Raw genomic sequence first — 24,123 nt, forward strand, 5'->3', positions numbered from 1 at the left:
CGCCAGCCATTCCCGAAAAGTTACTGCACGTTGCTGATTCCATAGGTGGAGTACAGTTCAAACAGAATAGCTATGAAGTTGAAATCGGTTTCATCAATGGCGGGTGGCCTAATGTTGTCTCTGTGTTTGACGTTGCCAGCATTGGCACAAACCGAAATGGGAACCCTGCGAGGCAACCCAGGAAGCCAAATCAACGTGCGATCGCAACCCTCTACCAGTGCGCCTGCCCCTAGTTATGGCATACCAGGCGATCGCGTCCAAATTTTGAGATCAGCTCGCGGTACAGATGGTTATGCTTGGCACTATGTAGAGTTCTCTCAATCTAAAGTTAGGGGATGGGTGCGGAATGACTTGCTGATGCTCGACAGTGGCAATGGCAACCCTGCTCAGCGAGTTTCTTTTGCGCCAGGAACTTCTGCTGCCACCGTTAACGGTAGTGTTCGAGGATATGAAACGCGAGACTATATTTTGAATGCGCGAGCAGGCCAGCGGATGACTGTTGATCTACGCAGCAATAGCACCTTTATGCAGGTTGCCGTACTCAGCCCCCAGGGAGAAACCCTATATGTGGGGACAAACTGGACAGGGAGCTTGCCCAGCAGCGGAGATTATTTGGTACGAGTAGGGCTAGTGCGGGCAGAGGCAAGACGCGATGGGGCAGGCGGCTTTAAGCTAACCGTTGGTGTTCGATGAAGATCTATAACTTTATCGATGCTGGCTAATTTTCAGAGTTGGGTGTGGTTATCGGGTGTAAACCACTCGTGAATCTAAACCGCGCGATCGCAAAAACCAAGCCAAGCTCTCTGCCCCAGCGCGAGTTGGAAAAGAACCAGCATGAACATAAGGCCCTAGGCGAGAGCGAGTAATGAAAGCATCGGGGACACATTGCCGCACCGCATCTAATGTGCCTCGGCTTTGGGAAGGTACTGCGACCATATAAGGATAGTCGTTGCGTTGCCCCAGGACGATCACATCATCTTGCTGAGTCGTATTGAAGCCAGTCACAATGGGTTGACAAGGCAAATAAGAAATGGATTGAGCTTGGGCTAAGGAAAGACAGCAGTTCCAAGCGATCCAACTGCCAACGCCCAGGGTCAGAAATCGATTCATCGCGAACTCACGTTGCTTAAGGATGATTGTTTAATCGTTTATCGAATAAAAATCTGTGAACTTAGAGAATATCGCTGTGCCGAGCTTAGTTGATTACTCTGAAATTACCATCCCGCTTGAGTCTGAGAGCTAAACTTTTGCAAAATTTTTTGTGGGAGGAATTAAAGAATTAGTGAACTAGGCTTTTGTCACCCGCGATCGCTCGAAGCGACCCAGTTAACCTGTGCTCTATCAACCTGCTCGGTCAACCTGTACTATACGGAAGGAACTGATCGCCTTAATTGTCTTCTCCTATGTCTGTCACCTCAGCTGCTGACTCCAGCTTGTTAACCGCTGACTCGCCACTGTGGCCTCAATTGCTCCAACAACTGCTAGACCGTCAATCTCTAGCAACAGAGGAAGCTGCAACTCTGATGCGCGGCTGGCTGAGTGAGACAATTCCACCCGTATTGTCAGGCGCGATCTTGGCGGCAATTCAAGCCAAAGGAGTATCTGCAACGGAACTGGCAGGGATGGCTCAGGTATTGCAATCCCAGTCTGCGGCCAGTGGCATGACGTTGCCAAAATTTTCGACCCCTTTGATCGATACTTGCGGTACGGGGGGAGATGGCGCTTCTACCTTCAACATCTCAACAGCGGTGGCATTTGTCGCGGCGGCAGCAGGGGTGTCTGTCGCCAAGCATGGCAACCGTTCTGCTTCTAGCAAAGTCGGTTCTGCCGATGTCTTGGAAGCTTTAGGCGTTAACCTCAGCGCGAGTCCAGAGCAGGTGCAAGCGGCCTTGCAAACGGTGGGAATTACCTTTTTGTTTGCTGTGGGCTGGCATCCAGCGCTGAAAGGAGTGGCTCCACTGCGTAGAACTCTGAAAATCCGCACAATTTTTAACTTGTTGGGGCCTTTAGTGAATCCCCTCAGACCCACCGGGCAAGTAATCGGCGTGTGCGATCCTCATCTGGTAGATGCGATCGCTGAAGCATTAAATCAACTCGGTATCCAGCGAGCCATTGTGCTACATGGGCGAGAAAGGCTAGATGAAGCGGGCTTGGCAGATGTGACAGATTTGGCGGTGCTAACTAACAAAACAGTGCAGCGAGTGACGCTAAATCCCCAAGATTTAGGGCTAGAGTTTGCGCCAACGAGTGCGTTGCAAGGCGGAGACTTAGCAGAAAACGCCGCAATTTTGAAAGCAGTGCTACAAGGAAAAGGCACGACTGCTCAACAGAATGCTGTCGCCTTGAATGCAGCCTTAGCTTTGCAAGTGGGAGAGCAACTACCTGAAACCGTTAACCCCCTGGAAGCTTATGCCAAAGGAGCCGCGATCGCCCAGGACATTCTCCAAAGCGGAGCAGCTTGGGCCAAATTGGAACAGTTAGTAGAGTTTTTGCAATAACCGTCTCCACCCAGTGAACTTCGCAGTACGCTAGAAATCAACAGCTAATGCTGGAAGGTCGTAGTGGATTACCCCTTGGGTTGCCACCATAGAAGCAAGATCTTTAACTGGGTGAGAGCGATCGCTATGAATACTGAAGAACTGAAGCAGCGCTATCAATCTGGAGAACGTAATTTTAGCCAGACTCACTTAAACCAAACCAACCTGCAACGGCTGAAATTAGGGGCAGTAGACCTCAGCCGCGCCAGTTTGGTTAAGAGCAATTTGCAGAAAGTGAACTTAGAGGATGCCAACCTGGATGGCGTCAACCTGTATCGGGCTAACTTAAGCAAATCTCGTTTGCAGCGGGTCAACCTCAACAAGGCGATTTTGGGAGAGGCCAATCTGAGCGAAGCCAATCTCTACCGCGCTAGTTTAATTCAAGCGGATCTTTGTGCCGCCAACCTGAGCAAAGCGGTGTTAAATCACGCTCAACTCAGCGGAGCAGACCTGAGAAAAGCTAATTTGAGCCACGCTCGTTTATGTTGGGCCAACCTCCGCAAGGTCAATTTGCACCAAGCTCAGCTAGAGGGTGCAGACTTGAGTGACGCTAAGTTCTGTAACACCATCATGCCAGATGGCAGTCTCAGGAATGATGATTGCTAGTACTACACCCCATTAGACTGGTGGGGTTGCGCTGAGCCAGAAGGTTGCGCTAGAAGGCTGGGCCAGCATCTATTTTTACCCTGTCCAAATCTAAATTTTGATTTCACTGCGAAAGTTACCATGACAGATTTCAACGACTGTTTAAACCACCGCATTGCCCAAGTTGCGATCGGCGAGTTCCACGCGGGCACCTTTGCCGAAGCGAAACGCCTCTATGACGAAGCAGTTTCAACCTACGGCGAAGGGTTTAAGGAAGCTTATTTACTCCAAGAACAAGGGACCGATAAAGGGATCTCGGTGATTCTTTGGGATAGCGAAGACAGCATGAAAGCCAACGTCAACGATGCTTATAAATCGATCCTCAAAAAACTGCTACCCCTATTTGTCAGCCCCCCCAGTTTGAGAACCTATGAGGTCGTGAGTGAAGTGCGGGCTTCTGAGGTTGAAGCATCTAGACCTGAAGCATCCAGAGCTGAAGCATCCAAAGTATGAGCGTGAATGGCATTAGCGATCGCCTTCTATCAAAAGCTCTGGCAAAAGCTCTGGCAAAAGCCCTGGCAAAAGCCCTGGTTAAACGAGCGATCGCGTTGTTGATCACGACTTGCTTGGGGTTGTTGCTCACTGGTATGGGGCCAATGACTCCTGTTGTCCTTGCGGACGTGGCAGGCGTGTATCAGCAGCGCGATCGCCATAACTCTGACGGAATCGGCAAAATCTATATGGGCCGAGAGATTGCTCAGGTGATGGGCCATCAGGGAGCCGCTTGGCTAGAGCGATCGAGTCGGAGTTGGGAAGAACAACCGCAACGAGTTGTAGAAGCACTCGATCTGCAACCTGCTGATGTGGTGGCGGATATTGGAGCGGGCACAGGTTACTTTAGTTTTCGGCTGAGTCGATTGGTACCAGATGGGAAAGTTTTGGCGGTCGATGTACAGCCAGAGATGATTGACATCCTCAACTTTCTCAAGCAGGAAAACCAAGCAACTAACGTCGAACCCGTTCTTAGTACCGTGCAAGACCCGCATCTCCCTACTGTGAGTGTGGATCTTGCATTAATGGTAGATGCTTATCACGAATTTGAGTATCCCCAAGAGATGATGACGGCGCTGGTGCAAGCGCTCAAGCCTGGAGGAAGGGTAGTGCTCGTAGAATACCGAGGTGAGAATCCGCTGATTCTGATCAAAGGTCTCCACAAAATGACCCAGCGGCAAGTTAAAAAAGAGATGCAAGCGGTAGGCTTAGTTTGGCAAGAAACCAAGAACTTATTACCGCAACAACATCTGATGATTTTTCGCAAAGTTGCTTAGTTGATCTAGTCAGCGATCGCCTTTTATTACACTCTCCTCAAGCTGAGGCAGGAGGAATCACACTTGCTTGGCTGGTAGAGCTATTCCACACAATCCAACCACAAGAGCCGCCTGTTTCGGGTTCGCTCTGGCTGACTTTAAAGTAGAGCTTGTCACCTGTGCGAGGTTCGATCGCGAAGTCAGCATTTTGAGCATACACGACCTTGAAGCCCCGCTCTCTAAGGCAGTAAGTTGCCCAAGCTTTCAGTGAGTGTTTGGCTGGTTCAAAGGGAATAGGAGGATTTTGAAAAACAGTTTCGATTGTAGCGATCAGTGACACGGGACTCGATCCTTTAGAAATACAACTCTAAGCAACAAAATTAACGAGGTGAGACACTAGTATTTCTTTAGTATCTCCGAGGATGGCCCCGGAAATGAATCCATTGGGTTTTGAGTTGGGAATACTGCCAGTATTTAGGGCGGTAGCGGACCCATCCAATTGGAGAGTCAGAGAGTGTGAAGAAGCCCATAGGAAAATTCATTCACCAGTTCAGGCAATGGTTGCCGACCCTACTGGAAGCCCCTGGCGAGGTGGAGTTTAACAACTACTGGGCGTGGCGACGGCGCTTTCTCTACAAGCGTTTAAGTTTAGGTTTGGGATTGGGGCTACTCTACTTTTCAGGGTTGACAGGGCTGTACCTAATCCAGATGATGCTGGGCGATCGCTCCCTGAATGCGTTTATAGTCAAGAACCTGATGACCGCGTTGAGTATGGCAGGTTGGCTGATCTGGCTGCAATTGCCTGTGGGTAAACGCCAGCAAGCGATCGCCTTCCTGGGACTTTCGTGGTCTATCACCATGCTCACCAATGTCCCTTTGGCGATCGATCCAGTCATCATCCCAGATCTGAAGGGCTGGACAATCACTTTCTTTGCCCAAGCTACTATTGTGCCATTTCGCTGGCGGCTACATCTGCTCTCGCAATTGGGCGCTTATGCCTTTTTCTTTTCCACCAGTTGGATTTTAACTCAGCGGTTTTTGCCCGCAAACATTCCACCCACTGGCCTTCTGTTCGACATGGGATGGATTTGCCTCATGTCAACTTTGGTGGTGTATCTCTACGAACGCCTGTCTAAAGCTGAGTTCCAAACTCGCTACAGGCTCAGGCAAGAACAGCAGCGATCGGAACAATTGTTGCTCAATATCCTGCCTCCCTCTATTGCCGAACGCCTGCTCAAAAAACAACAAACGATCGCTGATAGTTTTGCTGAGGTAACGGTGCTGTTTGCCGATATTGTGGGTTTTACTCGACTCTCAACTCAGATGTCGGCCCCTGAGGTGGTGGACTTACTCAACCAAGTCTTCTCCCGCTTCGATGAGTTAGCCGAATATCATGGGCTGGAAAAAATTAAGACTATTGGCGATTCCTATATGGTGGTGGCTGGGCTGCCCCAACATCGCATCGATCATGCCTCCGCGATCGCCCAGATGGCTTTGGCAATGCACCAGGCGCTGAAGCAGCTCAACACTCAGACAGGCCATACCTTAGAGATTCGCACTGGCATTCATACGGGGCCTGTGGTAGCGGGAATCATTGGCCTGAAGAAGTTTGCCTACGACCTATGGGGCGATACCGTCAACACCGCCAGTCGCATGGAATCCCAAGGCTTGCCAGGAGAAATTCAAGTCAGCCAGACTACCTATGAGTGTTTGAAACAGCAATATGTTTTTGAAGAGCGAGGCAGTGTCTCTATCAAGGGAAAAGGAGAGATGAACACTTATCTGCTGAGAGGAAAGTGCACTCCTGAAGCGATCGCCGCTGAGCTAACAGACTTAATATAACTTTGCGGCGGGTGAGTGGCAGATCCAGAGACTTTGCGTAGCTTTAAAAACTATGCAGACTTGTCATAATTTTGTTTTTCCTGGTGGCAAATAGTTAGATTCGATACACTTTTCGCTGATTCGGGTGAGGCGACTCGCTAACAGCACATTTTGAATAGAGATCTAACGTTAGGAGAATAAATTATGACTCGTCATGGACAGATGCCCCTAGGCGGCGAGAATCCTCCTCGCTCCACTTATTATGACCAAGGTAAGTTCGGACGACTTTTTCCCACACTTCCCCCTTTCGCGATGGACAGCCCTCAGCTTCGAGAGGCGCTGAAGGAGATTGGTAAAAAGGGTGGAATTATGGACCCTAAGGACGATCTAGATGATCCCATCGGTCTCATCATTAACCCGGATAAAAATGTCGAGAATCCTAATAATCCAAATCTAACGGCTGGGATTACCTTCTTGGGTCAATTCCTGGATCACGATATGACCTTTGATACCACTTCTAGCCTGGAGCGGCAACAAGACCCTGAAGCGATCGCCAACTTCCGGGCTCCATTTCTAGAACTAGATAGCTTATACGCTTCTGGACCGAATGCTTCACCTCACCTATATGACCAGTCCAGCAATGGTGGGGGGATTAAATTCTTGCTGGAAGCGATTCCTGGCTCTGAGGCGATCGCCCGTGATGGCAAACAGAAATTTGATTTGCCGCGCAATAGCCAGAATGTGGCTTTAATTGGCGATCCTCGCAACGACGAGAATTTGATTGTCTCGCAACTCCACCTGGCTGTTCTCAAGTTTCATAATGCAGTGGTGGATCATGTGAAAGTTAAGACAGGCTGGACGAACCCGCTGGAAGTCTTTGCCGAGGCGCAGCGCTTAGTTCGATGGCATTATCAGTGGATTATTGTGCATGAGTTTCTGCCTGCTACAGTCGGCCAAAAAATGGTAGACAAGGTACTGGAGAAAGGACGGAAATTCTACAATTGGCGCAATTTGCCATTTATCCCAGTTGAGTTTGCGGTTGCAGCTTATCGGTTTGGGCATTCTCAGGTGCGCCCCAGCTACCGCGCCAACTTTGGCCCCAAGCCAGACGATAGCGGCCAATTTATTGCCTTGATTTTTGATAAAGGTAGACCAGGCTCGCCCCAGCCATATGCCTCTGACCCTAATGACCTGCGAGGCGGTAAACGGGCAGCTCGTCGGTTTATCGACTGGCAAACTTTCTTTGACTTTGGGGATAAGCGAGTTCGTTCTAACAAAAAAATTGATACTCAGCTGTCCTCGGTACTCTTCGATCTCCCTGGGCTTCCAGGCACAGAACCCCAATCTCTGGCACAGCGTAACTTGCTACGGCAACTCACTTTCAGTATGCCATCAGGACAACGGGTGGCCAAAGCTATGAAGGAAGATATCCTCTCTCCAGGGGATTTGGCTGACCTCAAGCCCTATCAATTGGAGGCTCAGACTCCCCTCTGGTTCTACATTTTGCGAGAGGCGGATGTGCTCGGTGATGATGGCAAGCGCTTGGGGCCAGTAGGCGGTCGCATTGTCGCTGAGGTGTTTATTGGTCTGCTTGAAGGAGACCGTCAGTCTTACTTACGGCAAGACCCAGAATGGCAGCCAACCCTGGGCCGTGATGGGAAGTTCACGATGGTAGACCTACTGAAGTTTGCAGGCGTTGTCACCAGCCTGTAATTCCACTATGCAATCAGGGTGCAGCTTAACCAAATTAATCAGCATTAGTCAGAGGGCGATCGCGCCATCTCAAATCAACAATCCTCAGCGATCGCCCCTGACTCAAAACTAACAACGATATGATGGCTAAAGACTCCCTCACGGTTGGCGATCGCCATCTAATTCGTGCCTGTTCCCATGAATATTGCTCACCCAGCCACTGGACCCAACTCATCTACCTTTCAGCGCCCCGAACTGCTGGCTCCGGCGGGAAATTGGGACTGTGCCAAAGCTGCCGTAGAAAACGGAGCCGATGCGATTTATTTTGGCTTAGATCGCTTCAACGCCCGGATGCGAGCCCAGAACTTCACTGAAGCTGACTTGCCCAAATTAATGGAGTTTCTGCACCGGCGCGGTGTGAAAGGGTACGTCACGCTCAACACCCTGATCTTTCCCAACGAACTCACCGAAGCTGAGCAGTATCTCCGCACCATCATTGCCGCTGGCGTAGATGCGGTGATCGTGCAGGATGTGGGCATCTGTCGCCTAATTCGGCATCTGTCGCCCAATTTTCCGATTCACGCCTCTACCCAGATGACCGTCACCAGCGCCGCTGGCGTAGAATTTGCCAAAGATCTCGGCTGCCATTTGGTGGTGTTGGCGCGGGAATGCTCCTTGAAAGAAATCAACAAAATTCAAGCTCAGATTGCTGAGCAGCAAGTAGCACTGCCGCTGGAAGTGTTTGTGCATGGGGCGCTTTGTGTAGCTTATTCGGGTCAGTGCTTAACCAGTGAGTCGCTAGGGGGACGCTCGGCTAACCGGGGTGAATGTGCTCAAGCTTGCCGCATGACCTACGAACTGATTGCCGATGGCCAACCTGTAGATTTGGGCGATCGCAAATACTTACTCAGTCCTCAAGACTTGGCAGGCTTAGACGTACTACCAGAACTCGTCAAAACGGGAGTCACTAGCCTCAAAATTGAAGGTCGCTTGAAGGCCCCGGAATATGTGGCTAATGTCACGCGGGTCTACCGGGAAGCGCTCGATCGCGTCATGGCAGATTTGGAACCTAACCCCCTAGCCCCCTTCCCTGAGAGGGAAGGGGGAAACAAGATTGTTTCCCGCAAAGGTGAGCAAGACGATCAGGATCATTACAACTTAGAGATGGCGTTTTCGCGGGGGCTTTCGACGGGGTGGTTCCAAGGGATTAACAATCAAGAATTGGTACATGCTCGTTTTGGCAAGAAGCGGGGAGTGTATTTGGGCGAAATCACTCGTATCCGTCATGAGCAGATTACAGTGCGGCTGGAAGCTCCGGTTAAGCCAGGCGATGGCATTGTGTTTGACAGTGGTCATCCGGAAGCGAAAGAAGAAGGAGGCCGCATCTATACGGTTGATTTGCGGGGGGCAGAAGCCATATTGACGTTTGGTCGCGAGGCGCTGAACCTCCGCCGCATTCACGTGGGCGATCGCGTTTGGAAAACCAATGATCCTGAACTCGATCGGGAGATCCGCCAAACCTATTCCGGCGAGCATCCCCAATTTCAGCGTCCGATTCAGGTAGAAGTTCATGGTGAAGTGGGTCAACCCCTAGTTGCGATCGCTCGTGATGGTTTGGGACATGTGGTTCAGGTGGAATCAACCATGCCGTTGGTAGAAGCCCACAACAAACCTCTAACTACAGAGCGCTTGCAAGAACAATTAGGGCGGCTGGGCAACACTCCTTTCGAGCTAGGAGGGCTGACTAACCACCTGGCTGGAAATGTGATGCTGCCCGTCAGTGAGTTGAATCGCCTGCGGCGGGAGATGGTCGTTCAGTTAGAGGAATTGAGAGCGCAACCCAAAAGTTGGCAACTGCGATCGCCAGCTTCTTGGCAAGAGCTATTATCTCAACCCCTCTCTACTCTCAAAACTCATGTTACTTCACAGGTGCAAACACCCGAACTTGTGGTTCTAGTACGCAACCTGAAACAATTACAAGCAGCTTTGGCAGCAGGAATTCAAACCCTTTACTGCGAATTTGAAGACCCACGAGGCTATAGGGATGCAGTCCAGATGGTGAGGGGGGGGAAGGATGAAGGAGGAAGGATGAAGGATGAAGTAGGAGGGATGTTCGCGAAGCGTTCTGAAGGAAAGGATGAAGTAAGAAATTTGTTCGCGAAGCGTTTTGAAGGAGAGGAAGGAAGCTTTTCCTCTATCATCCCTCATCCCTCATCCCTCATCCCACCCTACGGGAATGCCAAAGGCATACATCCCTCATCCTTTCCTTCCATCTATGTTGCACCACCGCGCATTACCAAATCCGGGGAGAACTGGATTTTGCAGCAGGTAAAAGCTTGCGATGCGGATGGCTATCTGGTGCGGAACTATGACCAGTTGCAGTTTTTTGGAGCCGATCGCTGTATTGGTGACTTCTCCCTCAACGTTGCCAATCCCTTGAGCGCAGGCTATTTCAAGCAACGCTACGGGTTGGAGCGTCTCACGGCTTCTTATGACTTGAACATGGCTCAGTTAGAAGCGTTGCTAACTAGCTGCCCCCCCGATTGGTTTGAGGTGACTGTGCATCAACATATGCCAATGTTCCATATGGAGCATTGTGTGTTTTGTGCGTTTCTCTCCGAAGGGACGGACTATACCAACTGTGGCCGACCTTGTGAAGAACATGAAGTAACACTACGCGATCGCGTGGGCACAGAACATATCCTCCAAGCCGATGCGGGCTGTCGCAACACTGTGTTTAATGGCACAGCACAAACTGGGGCCGAATATGTGCAACATTTACTGAAGTTGGGAGTGCGGCACTTCCGGATGGAGTTTGTTAACGAAGCACCAGAGCAGGTAGCACAAACCATTCAGCGCTATCAACAACTGCTGCAAGGAGAGATCACAGGTGCTCAACTTTGGCGAGAATTACGGCTCCAAAATCAGCTAGGAGTCACGCGAGGGCCTTTGGAAACGCGATCGTAATGCAACTAACCTGCTCCCATTCGGAGGGCTGCTTGCTCGAAATCTGTGGCAGCTTTCTCAGTGGCAGCGACCTCAAAAAAGGCAGCGGCGATCGCTGGAGAGAAAGTAAACGTATCTAAGCCGTGACTAGCGAGAAAAGTAATGTCATCAACACTGCGAATGCTAGCGACTAAGAGACGGGTAGTACTATTCACCCCAGCCAGCGATCGCTGCATTGCCACCAAATCTTCTCGTCCGTTGCGGCCCAAATCGTTGATCCGACCCAAATATGGAGCCGCATAGGCACCTCCTAACGCCGCAGCAATCAGAACTTGGTGGACTGCATAAACAGCAGTCAAAGTGATGGGAATGCCTGCCGCTATTAACTGTGCTGCCGCTGTCGTTCCAGTTTGGGTGATTGGAACCTTGACCACGACTCGCTCATCAATGACCGCCAAGCGCTTGCCTGTACTCACCAATGCCTCTACGGTATTGCCCCATGTTTGCAATTGAATTTCCTGGGCTCCCAACGCCAACGCCTGCTGAGCTAACCACTGCAATTGCTCAACTGTGCAAGGCACCTGAGCCCGTTCTAGCAGGAGTGGATTGGTGGTAACGCCATAGAACAAACCTGTGGGCAACCAAGCCTGCCACTGCTTTAGATCAGCAGTATCGAGGCACAAACGAATCTGGCGGGAAGTGGAATTGACTGGGATAAGGCGATCGCGATCTATCATGCAGTTTCAAAAATCAGGATTGTAACATTTCATCCCCTTGGTAGAGCGGCACTCAGGTTATGCTGAGCGAAAAATCACCCTTGAGGGTACTGCGAGAGCAGGGGAATACTTGTCATCTTGAAGGGAGTTACTTTTAGATAAATTTTTAATACTTATCTCTCTCACTCACTTGAGGCGCTAACTTGCTAGGAAATGCGATGGAACTGTCTTTAGGGCTGCTAAAGTCACTGTTAGTTGTATTGGATTTTGTAGACTTCTTACTTGCGCCACCTGGACTCACCATTCTACTTAGTTTAGGTAGCTATTATTGGCTGCTCCAAGTATTAGGGCTTTGTCTTTAAGTTAAAGATTTACTTAGAGAGGCGATCGCGGTCATGCGGCTCTAAGAGATTGGTAATATCAGGCCCTAAAGGAATGATGCCACCAGGATTGAGCGGAAACAAATTGCCGTAGTAATCCTGCTTTACAGCCTCCAGATTACAGGTATCTGCTACGCCTGGGAGCTGGTACAGGTCGCGTAGATACGGCCCTAAATTTTTATAGTCTTGAATTCGGCGCTGATTGCACTTGAATAGACCGTAGTACACCACATCAAAGCGGAATAAGGTGGTGAACAAGCGTATATCTGCTAGGGTCAGGCGATCGCCACAGAGATAACGGTTTATTTCTAGAGCCGCATCTATCTCATCTAAAGCCGCAAATAGCTCCTCACAAGCTTGTTGGTAAGCAGCCTGAGTTTGAGCAAAACCACAGCGATAGACACCATTATTTACAGCGTCGTAGGTCTTCTCATCCCAAATGTTAATCTTTTCTTGGAGATCTGACGGATAGAGATCCAGAGTGGCTTGTTGAGTAAATTGATTCAATTCCGAGTTCAATATCACAATGATCTCGGCACTTTCGTTGTTCACAATAGTGTTTGTCTCCGTATCCCAGAGAACCGGAACCGTACAACGTCCGCTATAACCGGGTTGCGCGAGTTCATACAGATCCGCTAAGCTGCGACATCCTAATTCTGATTGGTTGAGTACCCAACCTCCCTCAGTCGGGGAAGGAGAAACAATGGTGATCGCGATCGCATCTTCGAGTTGCTTGAGGGTTCGTACGACTAGAGTTCGATGCGCCCAAGGGCACCCTAGCCCGACATACAGCTTGTAGCGTCCCGTTGCAGGTTGGTAAGGATTATCTGCTGCCGTACCAATAACGTGACGAAATTGGCTGCTAGGCCGCACATAGGCTCCCGATTGGTTACGCGGAGCCAGTTGAGACATCATCAGGTGCCACATTGTGCTCCAAGTAAACTTGCCAAGCTGAATAATCAGTTTGGGCGGGAGGGCTCTACGCTTTTTCTTTGTGGTGTTAGAGGATGCAGGCTTGCTCTCGCTGGATGGAGTTGGAGTAGGAGTTGGCTGAGACATGGCACCAAAGATTAAAGGATGGAGTTGGGTGGGGCTGGCAATATCTCTAACTTAACGCGAAGCCTCCGAACTCGAAGAATTAAGGCTGAGACGGTGGCAACCGCTCATATGTTTTATATAAGTTCGCTAAGAACTATCGAAAATACTTCTGCTTTAGTTTGCTCCAGATTCGTTGTATTTGCAGTGTTCTGACCCGTGCTTTTGTCAGGCTAGGGATGTTAGAAACATAATTTTGTTTGTGATCGAAAAACTCATTAACTTCTTGCAAGATTACTGTTAAGCGCTGAATGATATTCTCAGTGCGATACTCCGAAAAGAACTGCTCCGACAGACTCGTAGGCGTTGCCGTACTAACCGTTTTGAGGATGCGTTGCACATCGTACTCTAAGGAGTAACCCGCAATCTTGTGACAGTTAAATCCAGGGTCTAAGTAATCTGATAAGCCACCATTGACACTAGAGAAAACTTGGCATCCACAAGCCATTGCCTCCATCGGCTGTAAGCCAAAGCCCTCGCTCACTCCCTGCTGTGCCCAATATTCTGCCGAGTCGTAGAGATAGACTTTAGCGCGATTAAAAAGCTTATCGAGATCTGCAACATAGGAATCAACGACACAAACACGGCACTCTTTTTGTAAAGCTGGAATTAGGGCTTGCAGCAGATACTCTGAAGATTTTCGTGCCTGAACCAACACATCAATATCACGTTCGAGATGGAGATTCTGAAATTGCTCAGAGATTTGGTTGGGCAAGTAATAAATTAAGGAATTCGGCGATCGCTGCCCCCAATAACCCATTGTGTTACGGCTCACGGTAATAATGGGAACATCGGCAGGGAGGTTAAATGGATAGCCTGAGCTATGAGCATGATAAATAACAGGGTGGGGTTTTAACTGAGCGGCTAGTTTGCCCACATCAAACCCCCAACTAATGACAAAAATGCTGTCTTTGAGGTTTTTCTGTTGTAGTAAATCTTCTAAGAAAAGGACGTTGGCTTCCCGTTGGCGATAAGTGACGACTTCAGACGGACAAATCTGCTGCGCTAAATTGAGCGTCTTGAGTTCAGCCCACAACCCCCCACAGGCGAATTTGCCCCCTGTTCCTGGAACTAAGAAGTAAAGCTTCCTCATAAACTCAACGCTCCTCTACGCATTAGCCTGGCTGACTCACACAAAATCGCCCGTAGATAAGCCTACCTGATTTGAGGTTGAGCGATCGCCTGATGTCGTTTCATTCTTTTCTCCCCCACGGCCCTTAATCAGGAGACAAGAATCGATTAGGCTGGCATATATAGCGATCGCTGAGGAAGTTTGCAAAATGCCTAACCCAGAGAAAAACACGATCAAAATTGAACCCGGAACTCTAGCGTTGATTATGGCCGCTTTAATTCTTTTGCCTTTATTGTTTGTTGGCTTTCTCTCCCAGTGAGTCTTTAGCTAATTGCATGCTGCTTGAGTTCGTCTAGCGAGGCGTATTCCAAAGCTGAGGCATGAGTTGCGGCTAAAACAACTGGGGGAGCGGCACCCTGATCCAGTGCTTCCTTCCAGCGGGATGCACATAAACACCAGCGATCGCCTGGTTTCAAACCAGGAAACTCAAAGGCAGGAACAGGGGTGCTCAAATCATTGCCCTGAGCTTTCGTGAATGCCAAAAACTCTTCTGTCATCTGAGCGCAAACAACATGGGCACCAAAGTCACCCCCACCCGTATTACATTTGCCATCTCGATAAAACCCTGTCATCGGTGAAGTACAGCAGGTTTCGAGGGGGCCATTTACTACATTGCGGGCTTCAGTCATTACGTTATCCTCTCACAATAGGTTCTAAGTCTACGCTGATTTCGCAAGGTTCATTCAGGCGGCTGAAATTGCTTAATGAACTCGATAATTTGTCGCATTCTAAATCCTTTCGCCAATTGATGCAGATGGCTGGCAAAAGGCAACCATCGTGCATCTAGCATTTCTAGTTCAGCAATCCTCTCGGTCAGTTTTTTGAGATCGCCCATCATGGCTAAGTGCAATAAAACCGCAATTTCATCGGGCGGAGGCGCTATCAAAGTTGAGGGGATGTTGGCTGTTTCAAAAGAGGATAGCGGTGTTGATGGAGCTTCCCGGAGGTGAGGGGCACTCTCCGTTTGTTCATAAATCCATTCTAGTTGGAGATGATGGCTCAAGCACTCTAATAGCTCTGTCTCACGGATCGGCTTGGGTAAAAAATCGTTGCAGCCAACTTCCTGGCTCTGCTGGCGATCCATCTCAAAGATACTAGCGGAGGTCGCAATGATTATGGTTTGTTGTAGGGCAGGAATTTGGCGGATGCGACGAGTAGCCTCAAATCCATCCATTCCAGGCATCACTAAATCCATAAAAATCACATCTGGCTGAAATTGTAGCGCTTGTTGCAATCCCTCTCGACCGTTGATCGCTGCTACTACTTCAAATCCTAGAGGCTGGAGCAGGTTGAGCAAAACTGAGCGATTATCTTCCTTGTCATCTATGACCATGATTTTCCGGCGATCGCCATTGAAGCCACAAATCCGGCGATCTTTATAGCTGGCTTCAGGGCCGCAATCAGCTTCATCCAGAGCGAGATCAAACCAGAAAGTACTTCCTTGTCCGGGTCTACTCTGCACCTGGATGTCACTTCCCATCAGTTGCATCAGTTGACGACTAATTGAAAGCCCTAGACCCGTACCTTCTATCTGTCGATGCTGCTCACTGACCTGCCGAAAGGGCAGAAAAATCTCTTGGAGATGTTCTTGGGTAACGCCAATCCCTGTATCCTCTACTTGAAACCGAAACTGATTGATATTTGTGTCTTTTGGATCATGGCTCAGAGATGAGGATGGAAAGTTGGGGGGATAGCCAACTGTGAAAGTTACCCCACCCTTTCCGGTGAATTTGACCGCATTTCCTAATAAGTTGAGTAGCACCTGTCGCAATCGCTTCTCATCGACTAGCACTAGTTGGGGTAGAGAGGAAAGGGTCTTGTAAGTCAGTGAAATGCCTTTTTGCTCAGCTCGGACACGACAGATTTTGACAATTCCCTCCAGAAACTCTGGAAACTGAATGTGATTCAACTGAAGCTCCATTTTTTGAGCTTCGATTTTAGAGAGGTCAAGCACATCACTAATCAACATCAGAAGATGCTCGCCACACTGATGAACTACATTTAAACCGTTCCTTTGAGGGTCGGTTAAAGTTTTATCCTTTTTGAGGATTTGAGTGTATCCCAAAATACCATTGAGAGGAGTACGGAGTTCATGACTCATGTTGGCTAAAAACTCACTTTTGGCTCGACTGGCAGCTTCAGCGCTTTCTTCGGCCCGTTGCCTTTCTTGGATCTCTTGCTGCAAGTTGAGTGTTCGTTCTTCTACCTTCGCTTCCAAGGTGCGATTCACTTCTTCTAAGTCAGCATAAAGGCAAGCATTTTCAATAGAAATTGCGGCTTGAGCAGAAAGTAATTGCAGAACTTCTAAGCGTTCTGAAGTAAAAGCTCCAATTGTTAGGTTGTTTTCTAAATAGAGGATTCCGGTCAGCTTACCTTGGTGCAAAATTGGTGTGCATAGAACCGACTTCGGTCGATATTTTCTGATGTACGCATCTAATGTAAAAGATCCCTCATGGCCTGCATCGTTCAAGACGAGAGGTTCATGGGTTCTAGCCACATAATTGATCAGTGAGGTGGGATAGGGATACTGGGTGGTTCGATCTTCGATCGCTGTTGTAAGCTCAGACTGCCACGCTAGGACATCCCTGATAGTGCTACTAAAGGCGGCAACTTCTAGCTTTCCTACCTGCCCTAGCAGCAGCAATCCTATTTCTGCCCCAGCATTTTCCATCACAATCTGCATCAGCTTCTCTAGCAGCCGAGTTAAGACAATCTCGCTTGATAAGATTTGAGAGGCTTTGAAGATAGTCGCTAAATCTAGCGTTTGAGCATGACTGCCCGTGGTGGATCGATGAGTTGGTTTGCCACGATTAAAGCTTTCTCGTTGCTGGCTCCGAGAGAAAATCTCTGGATATTTTGCTTCTAGATGTTTAACTTTGGCGATCGCTCCCCAGCGCACATAGCCATAGTAAGCCTCGCTTAAGTATGCCTGAGCGAACTTGTTCCTACCTAATGAAAAATAGAATTCTGCGGCTCGTTCGTTCGCTAGAGCTTCTTCTTGCAAATATCCTTGAGCTTTAGCACCGATAATCGCCTGATCATAGAATTCCCTAGCCTCAGCGATCTGCCCTAGAACTCGCGATCGCTCTGCCTCTACTAGCTCATATTTGTGCTGAAAGTTCGTTGGGGCATGATCGGCCCAGTATCGAAGTTTCTCTTGATTCTGCCGAACTTGGTTTAAGATGAGTTCTTGTTGTGTCTGTGGAGTGGAGAGATAGATAGATAGGTGGGCTAAAGAATCATAAAAGTAGAAGACTGGCATAGAAAACCAGCCTCTCACTCCATCTAAATATTGTTTTGCTTCCGCAGCATACTCGACAGCTTGAGAGAACTCTTCAAAGAGGTAACACAAAATCAATTTGTTGAGAAATACGTAGTGAACTGTGGTGCGTTCATTCAGTTGAATATGAAACGATAAACACTGCTCTTCGTTGTAGGCATCTCCTACTAGGTAACAAGGGCGCTCAGCAAATCCCATTAAGTTTAGAACAGTCTGATGAAATACCTGTTGCCACTTTAGGGCGGTTTCTTGATTGATCTGAGCGATCGCCTCACTGTATCTCGCCATTTCTGGCTCTAAGTTTTTTAGCTCCAAACCACTCCAATAAAGATACTGGCACTTATGGCTAGCTGAATAACCCGCATGTGCTAAATCCCCACTTTCTAGACTACTGAAGTAAGCATTCTCTAATAGGGGTAAGGTTTCTCTAATATGATGCTTCCAATGAGTAATGAAGGTCGAAACCTTAAATAAAGTTTGCCCCCTTACCTCACGAGCATCGAGAGATTCCAACAGATTTAAAGCGAGTTGTCCAAATTTGTACGCGGTATCAATATCTTGGAGTAATCCACTAAAAACGATTCCATAATCTGCGAATCCAGCCGCCGAAAAAAGTGTATTTCCATGCTGAATGGATAGTTGGACTTCTTGGCAAGCCATTAGAATAAACAGAGCGGGTGAAGATTGATAGGCCGCAGGAATTAAACTACTAATGAGCCGCAACGCCGCTAGTTTATTCGTGTCTATCATGGGCGACAGATGAATTAAATCTTCTACGTCTATTGCTGCTAAATCGTCGTTTACCTGAGCGATCGCTTGCTGCACATCTAGAGAGCTAGGCGATTCTAGCAGGTTAACCCCTAGTATGGCTAAAGCTTGTAAACCTAATTTGACTGCTTCAAGCAATTTTCGTTGGATTTCACAAGACTTGATGCGTAGCTCATAGATTTTTATTTTATCTAGTTGTGTTTGCGCTTGCTGAAGTACGACAGCAGCTAGTTGCTCCATCTGCTCAAAGTCACCACTCAGAAATGAGACTTCTACAGCTTCTTGATGCAACGCTAAAGTTAGATTGTATTGATCTTTCCAGCTAGAATCTGTTAAAAGAATTAAACCAACTTTGATGTAACGGACAGCCGCGCCGTAAGCAGTTGATATTTTCGCTTTTTGCCCTGCTATAAGATTTAGTTCTGCGAGTTCATATTTTTCTACCTCTGAACTAAGTAAATTAGCACCATAGTTAAGTTGATTCACTAAAGCAAAGATGTTTTCTTCTCGCTTTTTAGGGGGTGTTTTTTGTAGTAGTGATTGACCGATTTTGAAGTGAGTTTGCTTTTTTTGAGAACTTGGAATTAGAGAATAAGCAGCTTGCTGTACTCGGTCATGTAAAAATTTATAGACAATTGAATCTGGGGCATCCAAAAGATTTGGAGTGTCAAAACCGTAAACCAAAGGAAATTTATAAAATTCGTTGAGCGGAAAGACTAAGTTTGCTTCTAGAGCTGGCCATAAGTCTTGTGCTGTTTCTATCTCAGATTTTTGGTTGGCGATCGCTAAAATATCCAAGGAGAATTTATCACCGATACAGGCAGCTAACTTCAAAACTTGCTGAGTCTTTTCTGATAGCTTCTGGATTTGAGCGATCATCAGCTCAACGACATTTTCTGTAATTTCAACTTTTTGCAAAACATTAATGTCCCATTGCCAACAATTTTGCTGGAAATTAAAGTTCAGAAGCTCTTCTTGATGTAATGACTTCAAGAGTTGAGTTAAGAAAAAAGGATTCCCTTGAGTTTTTTGCCAAATTAACTCTGCTAGCGGTGTCACTTGGGCAGAGTCAGCTCGTAACGTATCAGCCACTAATTGATTGACCTGTAACAGACTCAGGGGCTGGAGGGTAATGTGGTGAACAATGGCTCCAGCTTGTTGAATTTGCTTTAAGGTATCTGTCAAAGGATGCGCGGCGCTGATCTCATTATCTCGATACGCACCTATTAGCAATAGATGCTGGCTCTCTGGATCGCTGACCAACAGTTCAATTAGTTTCAAAGATGAGAGATCTGCCCACTGCAAGTCATCGAGAAAAAGAACGAGTGGATGTTCCACCTGACTGAAAACTCGGATGAATTGTTTAAACACCCGATTGAAACGATTTTGGAATTCCGAGGAGTTAAGTTGGGCAACGACAGGCTGTGGGCCGATCAGCCGCTTGACATCTGGGATTACGTCAATAATCACCTGGCCGTTCGTGCCAAGAGCTTCCAAAAGCTTAGTTTGCCAAACCTCTATTTTCTCAACACTCTCTGTCAGAATTTGCTGGATCAGGTCTTGAAATGCCTGAATTAAAGAAGCATAGGGAATATTGCGCTTGAATTGATCAAACTTCCCGGAGATAAAGTATCCCCGCTGTTCCGCGATCGGTTTATGCACTTCGTTGATCAAAGAAGATTTGCCAATCCCGGAGTATCCGCTGACTAAGATCATCTCTGTTCTACCCAGGCTGGCGCGATCGCCTGAGGTACCAGCTACCCGACCAAAAGCATCCATGAGTAAACGCACTTCCGATTCGCGCCCATACAGCTTCTGGCGAATAGTGAATTGGCTAAAGGAGTCGAGTTTTCCGACCTGGAAAGAGATAATTTCACCAGATTGCCACATCTGCTGACAAGTTTCTAAATCTGCCTTAAGTCCCAAAGCACTTTGGTAACGCTCCTCCGCCGTCTTTGCCAGCAACTTCATCACTATGTGGGAGAGGGTAGCTGGAATGGCTGAATTGATTTGGGTAGGAGATGGAGGAGTTTTGGCGAGATGGCAGTGAATCAGCTCTAGCGGGTCTGTCGTTTGGTAAGGCAGTTGCCCTGTCAGCAGTTCGTAGAAGGTAACTCCCAAAGAATAGAAGTCTGCTCGGTAGTCGATCGCGCGATTCATTCTTCCCGTCTGCTCTGGTGACATATAGGCAAGGCTGCCCTCTAGCAAGTTGGGATGGCTGATCGTTTGATTCTCTCTAGAGAGACGAGAGGCAATGCTAAAGTCAATGATTTTGATTTGCCCCGTGTCGGGACGAACCAAGATATTTTGCGGCTTAATGTCTTTGTGCAAAATATGGTGTTGGTGCAGTTGAGCTAAAATTTCGGCTAGTTGCACGCCAATCCGTAAAAACTGACTCAACTCTAGAGGTTGGCCAGCAAAAAATTCTGTTAGGGACGTGCCAGCGAAATCTGGCAAAACCAAAGCTAAGCCGTTGTGGTAGTTCTCCAGCGCGATTGGCTTAATAATGCCGTTGATCTCTAAAGATTGTAGGATTTGAAACTCATGCCTGAGCTGGGTCAACTCCTCTACAGAAGGATACTCAGCTTTCAAAGCCTTGATAATCACTGAGTCTGGATCTAACGGCTTAGCAGCGCGATAAATGATGGTGTTAGTCCCCTCATAAATCACTTCTAGAATTTTGTAGCCCGCAATAGTCATAGTTGCTTCACCTGCACCTGCAATAGACTTCTTGCAAATTAGAGCTCTTGACGAGTTTAGGCAGGGTCTTTACTCCTATCCGGATTAATCAGCAAAAGGTCTGGATAAGATCAATAATGACGCAAGGGACGCTGGGAAGAGAATGATTTGGTAGAGCCGCCAAACTTCTTAAGAATTCTGGGCAGGAAGGTGAGTTTTTTGCTTAAGATGGCTGAGTTTAATCACCACCTCAAGTCGCTACAGTCATGAGTGAAGCTGAAATGAGGTGCGATCGCCTCTGATTGGTTGTCTAAATTATTTAAATGGTTACTTGAGAGGGTTGAATTACTGTCTAGGTACTATCTAAAGGCAGATGCCAAATTGATGTTCCTTAAGATACATTAGCATCTACACAATTCGTAACATGACGCATGTCAGAGCTGAACATAGAGTCCTACCCTTTACCAATTAACGAGAGCGATCGGTTGGACGCGCTGCACCGTTATCAGATTCTCGATACCCCTCCAGAAGAGGCATTTGACGATTTAACGGCTCTGGCTGCTTATATTTGTGGTACCCCGATAGCTTTGGTGAGCCTGGTCGATGCCCATCGTCAGTGGTTTAAGTCTAAATTGGGTGTGACGGCTACTGAGACTCCTAGAGAAGTTGCGTTTTGCACCCATACCATTCTGCAACCTGACCAATTGTTTGTGGTACCCAATGCGCTAGAGGATGAACGCTTTGCAACCAATCCTCTGGTCACGGCTGATCCGCAAATTCGGTTTTATGCAGGAACCCCGTTAGTTTCACCGGATGGTCATGCCTTAGGTACTTTGTGTGTGATCGATCGCGTGCCTCGCTACCTGAGCGAAGAGCAAATGCAGGCTCTGAAAGCTTTGGGACGACAAGTCATTAATCAACTAGAGCTGCGCATTAATCTAGCCAAAGTGCAGCAAACTTCTATGGAGCTAGAGAGCACTGTTAAGGCTTTGCATCGTAGCAACCAGCACTTAAATCAAACGTTGCAGGAATTGCGCCAAACCCAAACCCAACTGGTTCAGGCGGAAAAAATGTCGGGTTTGGGGCAGTTAGTTGCAGGCGTTGCCCATGAAATTAATAACCCTGTGACGTTTATTCATTGCAATCTGCCTCATGTCCGCCGCTACGCTACAGATTTGCTAGAGCTAGTGTCAATCTACCAAGAGCGTTTTCCACAACTAGACCCAGAGGGCCAAAGCCGCATTGAAGCGCTGGATGCTGACTTCATTGTGAAAGATTTGAAAAAAGTGCTGGGCTCGATTGAAGTTGGCACAAGTCGGATTCATCAAATTGTGCGATCGCTCCAAAACTTTTCGGGTAAAGACCGCAATCAGAAGGAGCTGGTTAATATTCATCAAGGGCTAGACGACACCCTCCTGATTTTGCAGCATCGCCTCCAAACCCAATCTGCCTCGATCCGAGTCGTGAAAGAATACGGTGACTTGCCGATTGTGGAATGCTATGGCGGACCACTGAACCAAGTCTTTATGAATGTGCTTACAAATGCCGTTCATGCCTTGGAGCAGGCCAGTCAAGACCGCTCAACGGTAGATTTAGCGAAGCAGCCCCCCACAATCACCATTCGGACTGAAGTCGTTGATTGGAAGCGTGGCGGAGAAACTGCCATTCGGATCAAAATTGCTGATAACGGCTTGGGCATTCCTAAAGATGTAATTGACCAAATCTTTAATCCCTTTTTTACGACAAAACCTACAGGGAAAGGTGTGGGTCTAGGGTTGTCAATTAGCTATCACGTGGTTGTGGAAAAACATGGGGGGCAACTGGAGTGTTTTTCGGAGCCTGGAAAGGGTACAGAGTTTTGGATTGAGATTCCCCACAAGGAGATAGATCAGATAAAACCTAACCTACATATTCGGAGGGAGATAGGAGCGAGAAGCCAGAAATCGGGCGTGGTGTAGCACTTGGGTTACTGAGTTTTGAGGCCGAAAACCAGGGTCTATCTTAAGGCTGTGTAAACTTGTCTGTAAATTCCCTAGCCTTGGCATAGAACCCATTCAAGCTTAGGGAAAAAATTTATATGACAACCAATGTTTCTCCTGAAGTTAAGAAAGAGATTAATGGCTCTCTCTGGACTGGTATCTTTCTGATTGTTTTAGGAATTGCCGCGATCGCTTTACCTCGGATTTCTACTGTTGTGGCTGAAACTTGGATTGCGCTAATCCTGGTTTCTGCGGGTGCTACTAAAGTGGCTTACGCCTTTCAAAGTCGTGACCAAGGCGGTTTCGTTTGGAAACTCTTGCTGAGTGCCCTTTACATCGCCACAGGCGTAATGCTGTTTGTCAACCCTTTAACGGGTGTCTTGACTCTAACCCTGTTGTTGGGCAGCTTCTTACTCGCTGAAGGTTCATTTGAGCTAATTTTGGCGTTCCGTCTGCGTCCCCAACAGAACTGGACTTGGGCACTGACTAATGGCATCGTTACCCTACTTTTGGGTGCCATGATCTTCTTCCAGTGGCCCTTAAATGCCCCTTGGTTAATCGGCACTTTGGTGGGAGTTAGCGTTCTCTTCACAGGCGCTTCTCGTGTCATGCTGTCTCTAAATGCACGCTCTGCCCCAGATCATACTGACCAAGCTGCCTCTGCTTAACATCTGTCTCCTTTGAAGTCTTTGTAGACCTCTCCCCAACCCCTCTCCGACGCGGCGAGGGGCTTTAACTTTTGCTTCCTTTCTCTATTGGGGAAGAATGTCTGGGGGATAGGTTTGAAGGGATAATTTTTCTCGAATTGCCTCTTCTTTATCTTTGAAGCCTACTAAGACTGCTGTACCATCTTTGATGAAAAGAGGGCGTTTTAGTAGCATGGCATCTTGAGCAAACGCCTCAATCCATTGCTCATCACTCCAGTTGCTCTTCTCCTCACCCAGAGCCCGGTACGATTGACCAGAGGTATTACGTAGGGGTTTGGCTCCTAGACGAGCTACCCACTCCTGAATAGTGGCACGAGTTGGAGGATAGTCTTTGGTGTTGATGAACTCGTAGTCAGCTCCGTTGTCATTGAGCCACTTAAAAGCCTTTTTGCAAGTGGTACAAGTGGGAATTCCGTAGACTTTAATCATGCTGCTTGATTTAGTTTCTGCCCTAAAAACTCATTGAGGCTTCTGCCTAAAAACTTATTTAAGCGATCGC

The 24,123-nt window shown here is 47.9% G+C and carries 19 protein-coding genes and 1 pseudogene; 11 read left to right on the plus strand and 9 right to left on the minus strand.

Annotated elements, in window-relative coordinates; translation table 11 throughout:
• Positions 1-72 precede the first annotated feature (72 nt).
• Positions 73-693: an SH3 domain-containing protein gene (locus KME12_15695; protein MBW4489233.1), complete on the plus strand. Its 621-nt coding sequence runs from the start codon at positions 73-75 to the stop codon at positions 691-693.
• Positions 694-741: 48 nt separating this feature from the next.
• Here the strand turns inward: KME12_15695 and KME12_15700 are convergent, their stop codons facing one another.
• Positions 742-1,110 carry a hypothetical protein gene (locus tag KME12_15700; protein ID MBW4489234.1) on the minus strand — a complete coding sequence of 123 codons (369 nt, stop codon included), beginning with the start codon at positions 1,108-1,110 and terminating at the stop codon, positions 742-744.
• Positions 1,111-1,403: 293 nt separating this feature from the next.
• On the opposite strand from KME12_15700, the gene trpD reads away from it, so the two are divergent.
• From trpD to KME12_15720, 4 genes are all read left to right on the plus strand, one after another.
• The gene (gene trpD, locus KME12_15705; protein MBW4489235.1) at positions 1,404-2,498 is read left to right on the plus strand and encodes an anthranilate phosphoribosyltransferase; all 1,095 of its coding nucleotides are present in this window, start codon (positions 1,404-1,406) and stop codon (positions 2,496-2,498) included.
• A gap of 126 nt (positions 2,499-2,624) precedes the next feature.
• Entirely contained in the window at positions 2,625-3,143 is a 519-nt protein-coding gene (locus KME12_15710) for a pentapeptide repeat-containing protein (GenBank protein ID MBW4489236.1), read from the plus strand.
• 120 nt (positions 3,144-3,263) lie between these two features.
• Positions 3,264-3,635, plus strand: a complete 372-nt coding sequence (locus tag KME12_15715) for an antibiotic biosynthesis monooxygenase (GenBank protein ID MBW4489237.1) — start codon at positions 3,264-3,266, stop codon at positions 3,633-3,635.
• Positions 3,636-3,769: 134 nt separating this feature from the next.
• On the plus strand, positions 3,770-4,450 hold the full coding sequence (locus KME12_15720) for a class I SAM-dependent methyltransferase (GenBank protein MBW4489238.1): 681 nt from the start codon (positions 3,770-3,772) through the stop codon (positions 4,448-4,450).
• Positions 4,451-4,487: 37 nt separating this feature from the next.
• Here KME12_15720 and KME12_15725 read toward each other — a convergent pair whose 3' ends face one another.
• Positions 4,488-4,769, minus strand: a complete 282-nt coding sequence (locus tag KME12_15725; protein ID MBW4489239.1) for a hypothetical protein — start codon at positions 4,767-4,769, stop codon at positions 4,488-4,490.
• A 416-nt stretch (positions 4,770-5,185) separates the two neighbouring features.
• Between KME12_15725 and KME12_15730 the strand changes: the two genes are divergently transcribed.
• The 4 genes and pseudogenes from KME12_15730 to KME12_15745 all read left to right on the plus strand — a co-directional run bounded on the left by KME12_15730 (position 5,186) and on the right by KME12_15745 (position 10,909).
• Entirely contained in the window at positions 5,186-6,271 is a 1,086-nt protein-coding gene (locus tag KME12_15730; GenBank protein ID MBW4489240.1) for a hypothetical protein, read from the plus strand.
• Between the two features lie 183 nt (positions 6,272-6,454).
• A complete protein-coding gene (locus KME12_15735; protein ID MBW4489241.1) occupies positions 6,455-7,963 on the plus strand; it encodes a hypothetical protein in 1,509 nt (502 codons plus the stop codon).
• Between the two features lie 177 nt (positions 7,964-8,140).
• Positions 8,141-10,006, plus strand: a pseudogene (locus tag KME12_15740) (U32 family peptidase).
• On the plus strand, positions 9,998-10,909 hold the full coding sequence (locus KME12_15745) for a U32 family peptidase (GenBank protein ID MBW4489242.1): 912 nt from the start codon (positions 9,998-10,000) through the stop codon (positions 10,907-10,909). Before KME12_15740 ends, KME12_15745 begins: the two are co-directional and overlap by 9 nt.
• A gap of 5 nt (positions 10,910-10,914) precedes the next feature.
• Here the strand turns inward: KME12_15745 and KME12_15750 are convergent, their stop codons facing one another.
• The 6 genes from KME12_15750 to KME12_15775 all read right to left on the minus strand — a co-directional run bounded on the left by KME12_15750 (position 10,915) and on the right by KME12_15775 (position 20,959).
• A complete protein-coding gene (locus tag KME12_15750; GenBank protein MBW4489243.1) occupies positions 10,915-11,625 on the minus strand; it encodes a transaldolase in 711 nt (236 codons plus the stop codon).
• 350 nt (positions 11,626-11,975) lie between these two features.
• Positions 11,976-13,043 (minus strand): glutathione S-transferase family protein, encoded by a 1,068-nt coding sequence (locus KME12_15755; GenBank protein MBW4489244.1) that lies wholly within the window; start codon positions 13,041-13,043, stop codon positions 11,976-11,978.
• Positions 13,044-13,176: 133 nt separating this feature from the next.
• Complete coding sequence (locus KME12_15760; protein MBW4489245.1) at positions 13,177-14,172, minus strand: glycosyltransferase; 996 nt, start codon at positions 14,170-14,172, stop codon at positions 13,177-13,179.
• Positions 14,173-14,208: 36 nt separating this feature from the next.
• The gene (locus tag KME12_15765; GenBank protein ID MBW4489246.1) at positions 14,209-14,388 is read right to left on the minus strand and encodes a hypothetical protein; all 180 of its coding nucleotides are present in this window, start codon (positions 14,386-14,388) and stop codon (positions 14,209-14,211) included.
• An 86-nt stretch (positions 14,389-14,474) separates the two neighbouring features.
• Positions 14,475-14,840, minus strand: coding sequence for a DUF2237 domain-containing protein (locus KME12_15770; protein ID MBW4489247.1), 366 nt, complete (start codon positions 14,838-14,840; stop codon positions 14,475-14,477).
• Positions 14,841-14,890: 50 nt separating this feature from the next.
• Entirely contained in the window at positions 14,891-20,959 is a 6,069-nt protein-coding gene (locus KME12_15775) for an AAA family ATPase (GenBank protein ID MBW4489248.1), read from the minus strand.
• 410 nt (positions 20,960-21,369) lie between these two features.
• On the opposite strand from KME12_15775, the gene KME12_15780 reads away from it, so the two are divergent.
• Both KME12_15780 and KME12_15785 read left to right on the plus strand, forming a co-directional pair.
• The gene (locus tag KME12_15780; protein MBW4489249.1) at positions 21,370-22,896 is read left to right on the plus strand and encodes a GAF domain-containing protein; all 1,527 of its coding nucleotides are present in this window, start codon (positions 21,370-21,372) and stop codon (positions 22,894-22,896) included.
• A gap of 119 nt (positions 22,897-23,015) precedes the next feature.
• The gene (locus KME12_15785) at positions 23,016-23,585 is read left to right on the plus strand and encodes a DUF308 domain-containing protein (GenBank protein ID MBW4489250.1); all 570 of its coding nucleotides are present in this window, start codon (positions 23,016-23,018) and stop codon (positions 23,583-23,585) included.
• Between the two features lie 84 nt (positions 23,586-23,669).
• Here KME12_15785 and KME12_15790 read toward each other — a convergent pair whose 3' ends face one another.
• The gene (locus KME12_15790) at positions 23,670-24,053 is read right to left on the minus strand and encodes a Spx/MgsR family RNA polymerase-binding regulatory protein (GenBank protein MBW4489251.1); all 384 of its coding nucleotides are present in this window, start codon (positions 24,051-24,053) and stop codon (positions 23,670-23,672) included.
• Between the last annotated feature and the right edge of the window lie 70 nt (positions 24,054-24,123).

Source organism: Trichocoleus desertorum ATA4-8-CV12 (assembly GCA_019358975.1).
Taxonomy (GTDB): Bacteria; Cyanobacteriota; Cyanobacteriia; order FACHB-46; family FACHB-46; genus Trichocoleus; species Trichocoleus desertorum_A.

What these genes read in the sequence shown, in the direction of transcription:
- KME12_15695 (MBW4489233.1), top strand. Translation starts at nt 73, where the DNA reads ATGAAGTTGAAATCGGTTTCATCAATGGCGGGTGGCCTAATGTTGTCT.
- KME12_15700 (MBW4489234.1), bottom strand. Translation starts at nt 1,110, where the DNA reads ATGAATCGATTTCTGACCCTGGGCGTTGGCAGTTGGATCGCTTGGAAC.
- trpD (MBW4489235.1), top strand. Translation starts at nt 1,404, where the DNA reads ATGTCTGTCACCTCAGCTGCTGACTCCAGCTTGTTAACCGCTGACTCG.
- KME12_15710 (MBW4489236.1), top strand. Translation starts at nt 2,625, where the DNA reads ATGAATACTGAAGAACTGAAGCAGCGCTATCAATCTGGAGAACGTAAT.
- KME12_15715 (MBW4489237.1), top strand. Translation starts at nt 3,264, where the DNA reads ATGACAGATTTCAACGACTGTTTAAACCACCGCATTGCCCAAGTTGCG.
- KME12_15720 (MBW4489238.1), top strand. Translation starts at nt 3,770, where the DNA reads ATGGGGCCAATGACTCCTGTTGTCCTTGCGGACGTGGCAGGCGTGTAT.
- KME12_15730 (MBW4489240.1), top strand. Translation starts at nt 5,186, where the DNA reads ATGACCGCGTTGAGTATGGCAGGTTGGCTGATCTGGCTGCAATTGCCT.
- KME12_15735 (MBW4489241.1), top strand. Translation starts at nt 6,455, where the DNA reads ATGACTCGTCATGGACAGATGCCCCTAGGCGGCGAGAATCCTCCTCGC.
- KME12_15745 (MBW4489242.1), top strand. Translation starts at nt 9,998, where the DNA reads ATGGTGAGGGGGGGGAAGGATGAAGGAGGAAGGATGAAGGATGAAGTA.
- KME12_15750 (MBW4489243.1), bottom strand. Translation starts at nt 11,625, where the DNA reads ATGATAGATCGCGATCGCCTTATCCCAGTCAATTCCACTTCCCGCCAG.
- KME12_15755 (MBW4489244.1), bottom strand. Translation starts at nt 13,043, where the DNA reads ATGTCTCAGCCAACTCCTACTCCAACTCCATCCAGCGAGAGCAAGCCT.
- KME12_15760 (MBW4489245.1), bottom strand. Translation starts at nt 14,172, where the DNA reads ATGAGGAAGCTTTACTTCTTAGTTCCAGGAACAGGGGGCAAATTCGCC.
- KME12_15770 (MBW4489247.1), bottom strand. Translation starts at nt 14,840, where the DNA reads ATGACTGAAGCCCGCAATGTAGTAAATGGCCCCCTCGAAACCTGCTGT.
- KME12_15775 (MBW4489248.1), bottom strand. Translation starts at nt 20,959, where the DNA reads ATGACTATTGCGGGCTACAAAATTCTAGAAGTGATTTATGAGGGGACT.
- KME12_15780 (MBW4489249.1), top strand. Translation starts at nt 21,370, where the DNA reads ATGTCAGAGCTGAACATAGAGTCCTACCCTTTACCAATTAACGAGAGC.
- KME12_15785 (MBW4489250.1), top strand. Translation starts at nt 23,016, where the DNA reads ATGACAACCAATGTTTCTCCTGAAGTTAAGAAAGAGATTAATGGCTCT.
- KME12_15790 (MBW4489251.1), bottom strand. Translation starts at nt 24,053, where the DNA reads ATGATTAAAGTCTACGGAATTCCCACTTGTACCACTTGCAAAAAGGCT.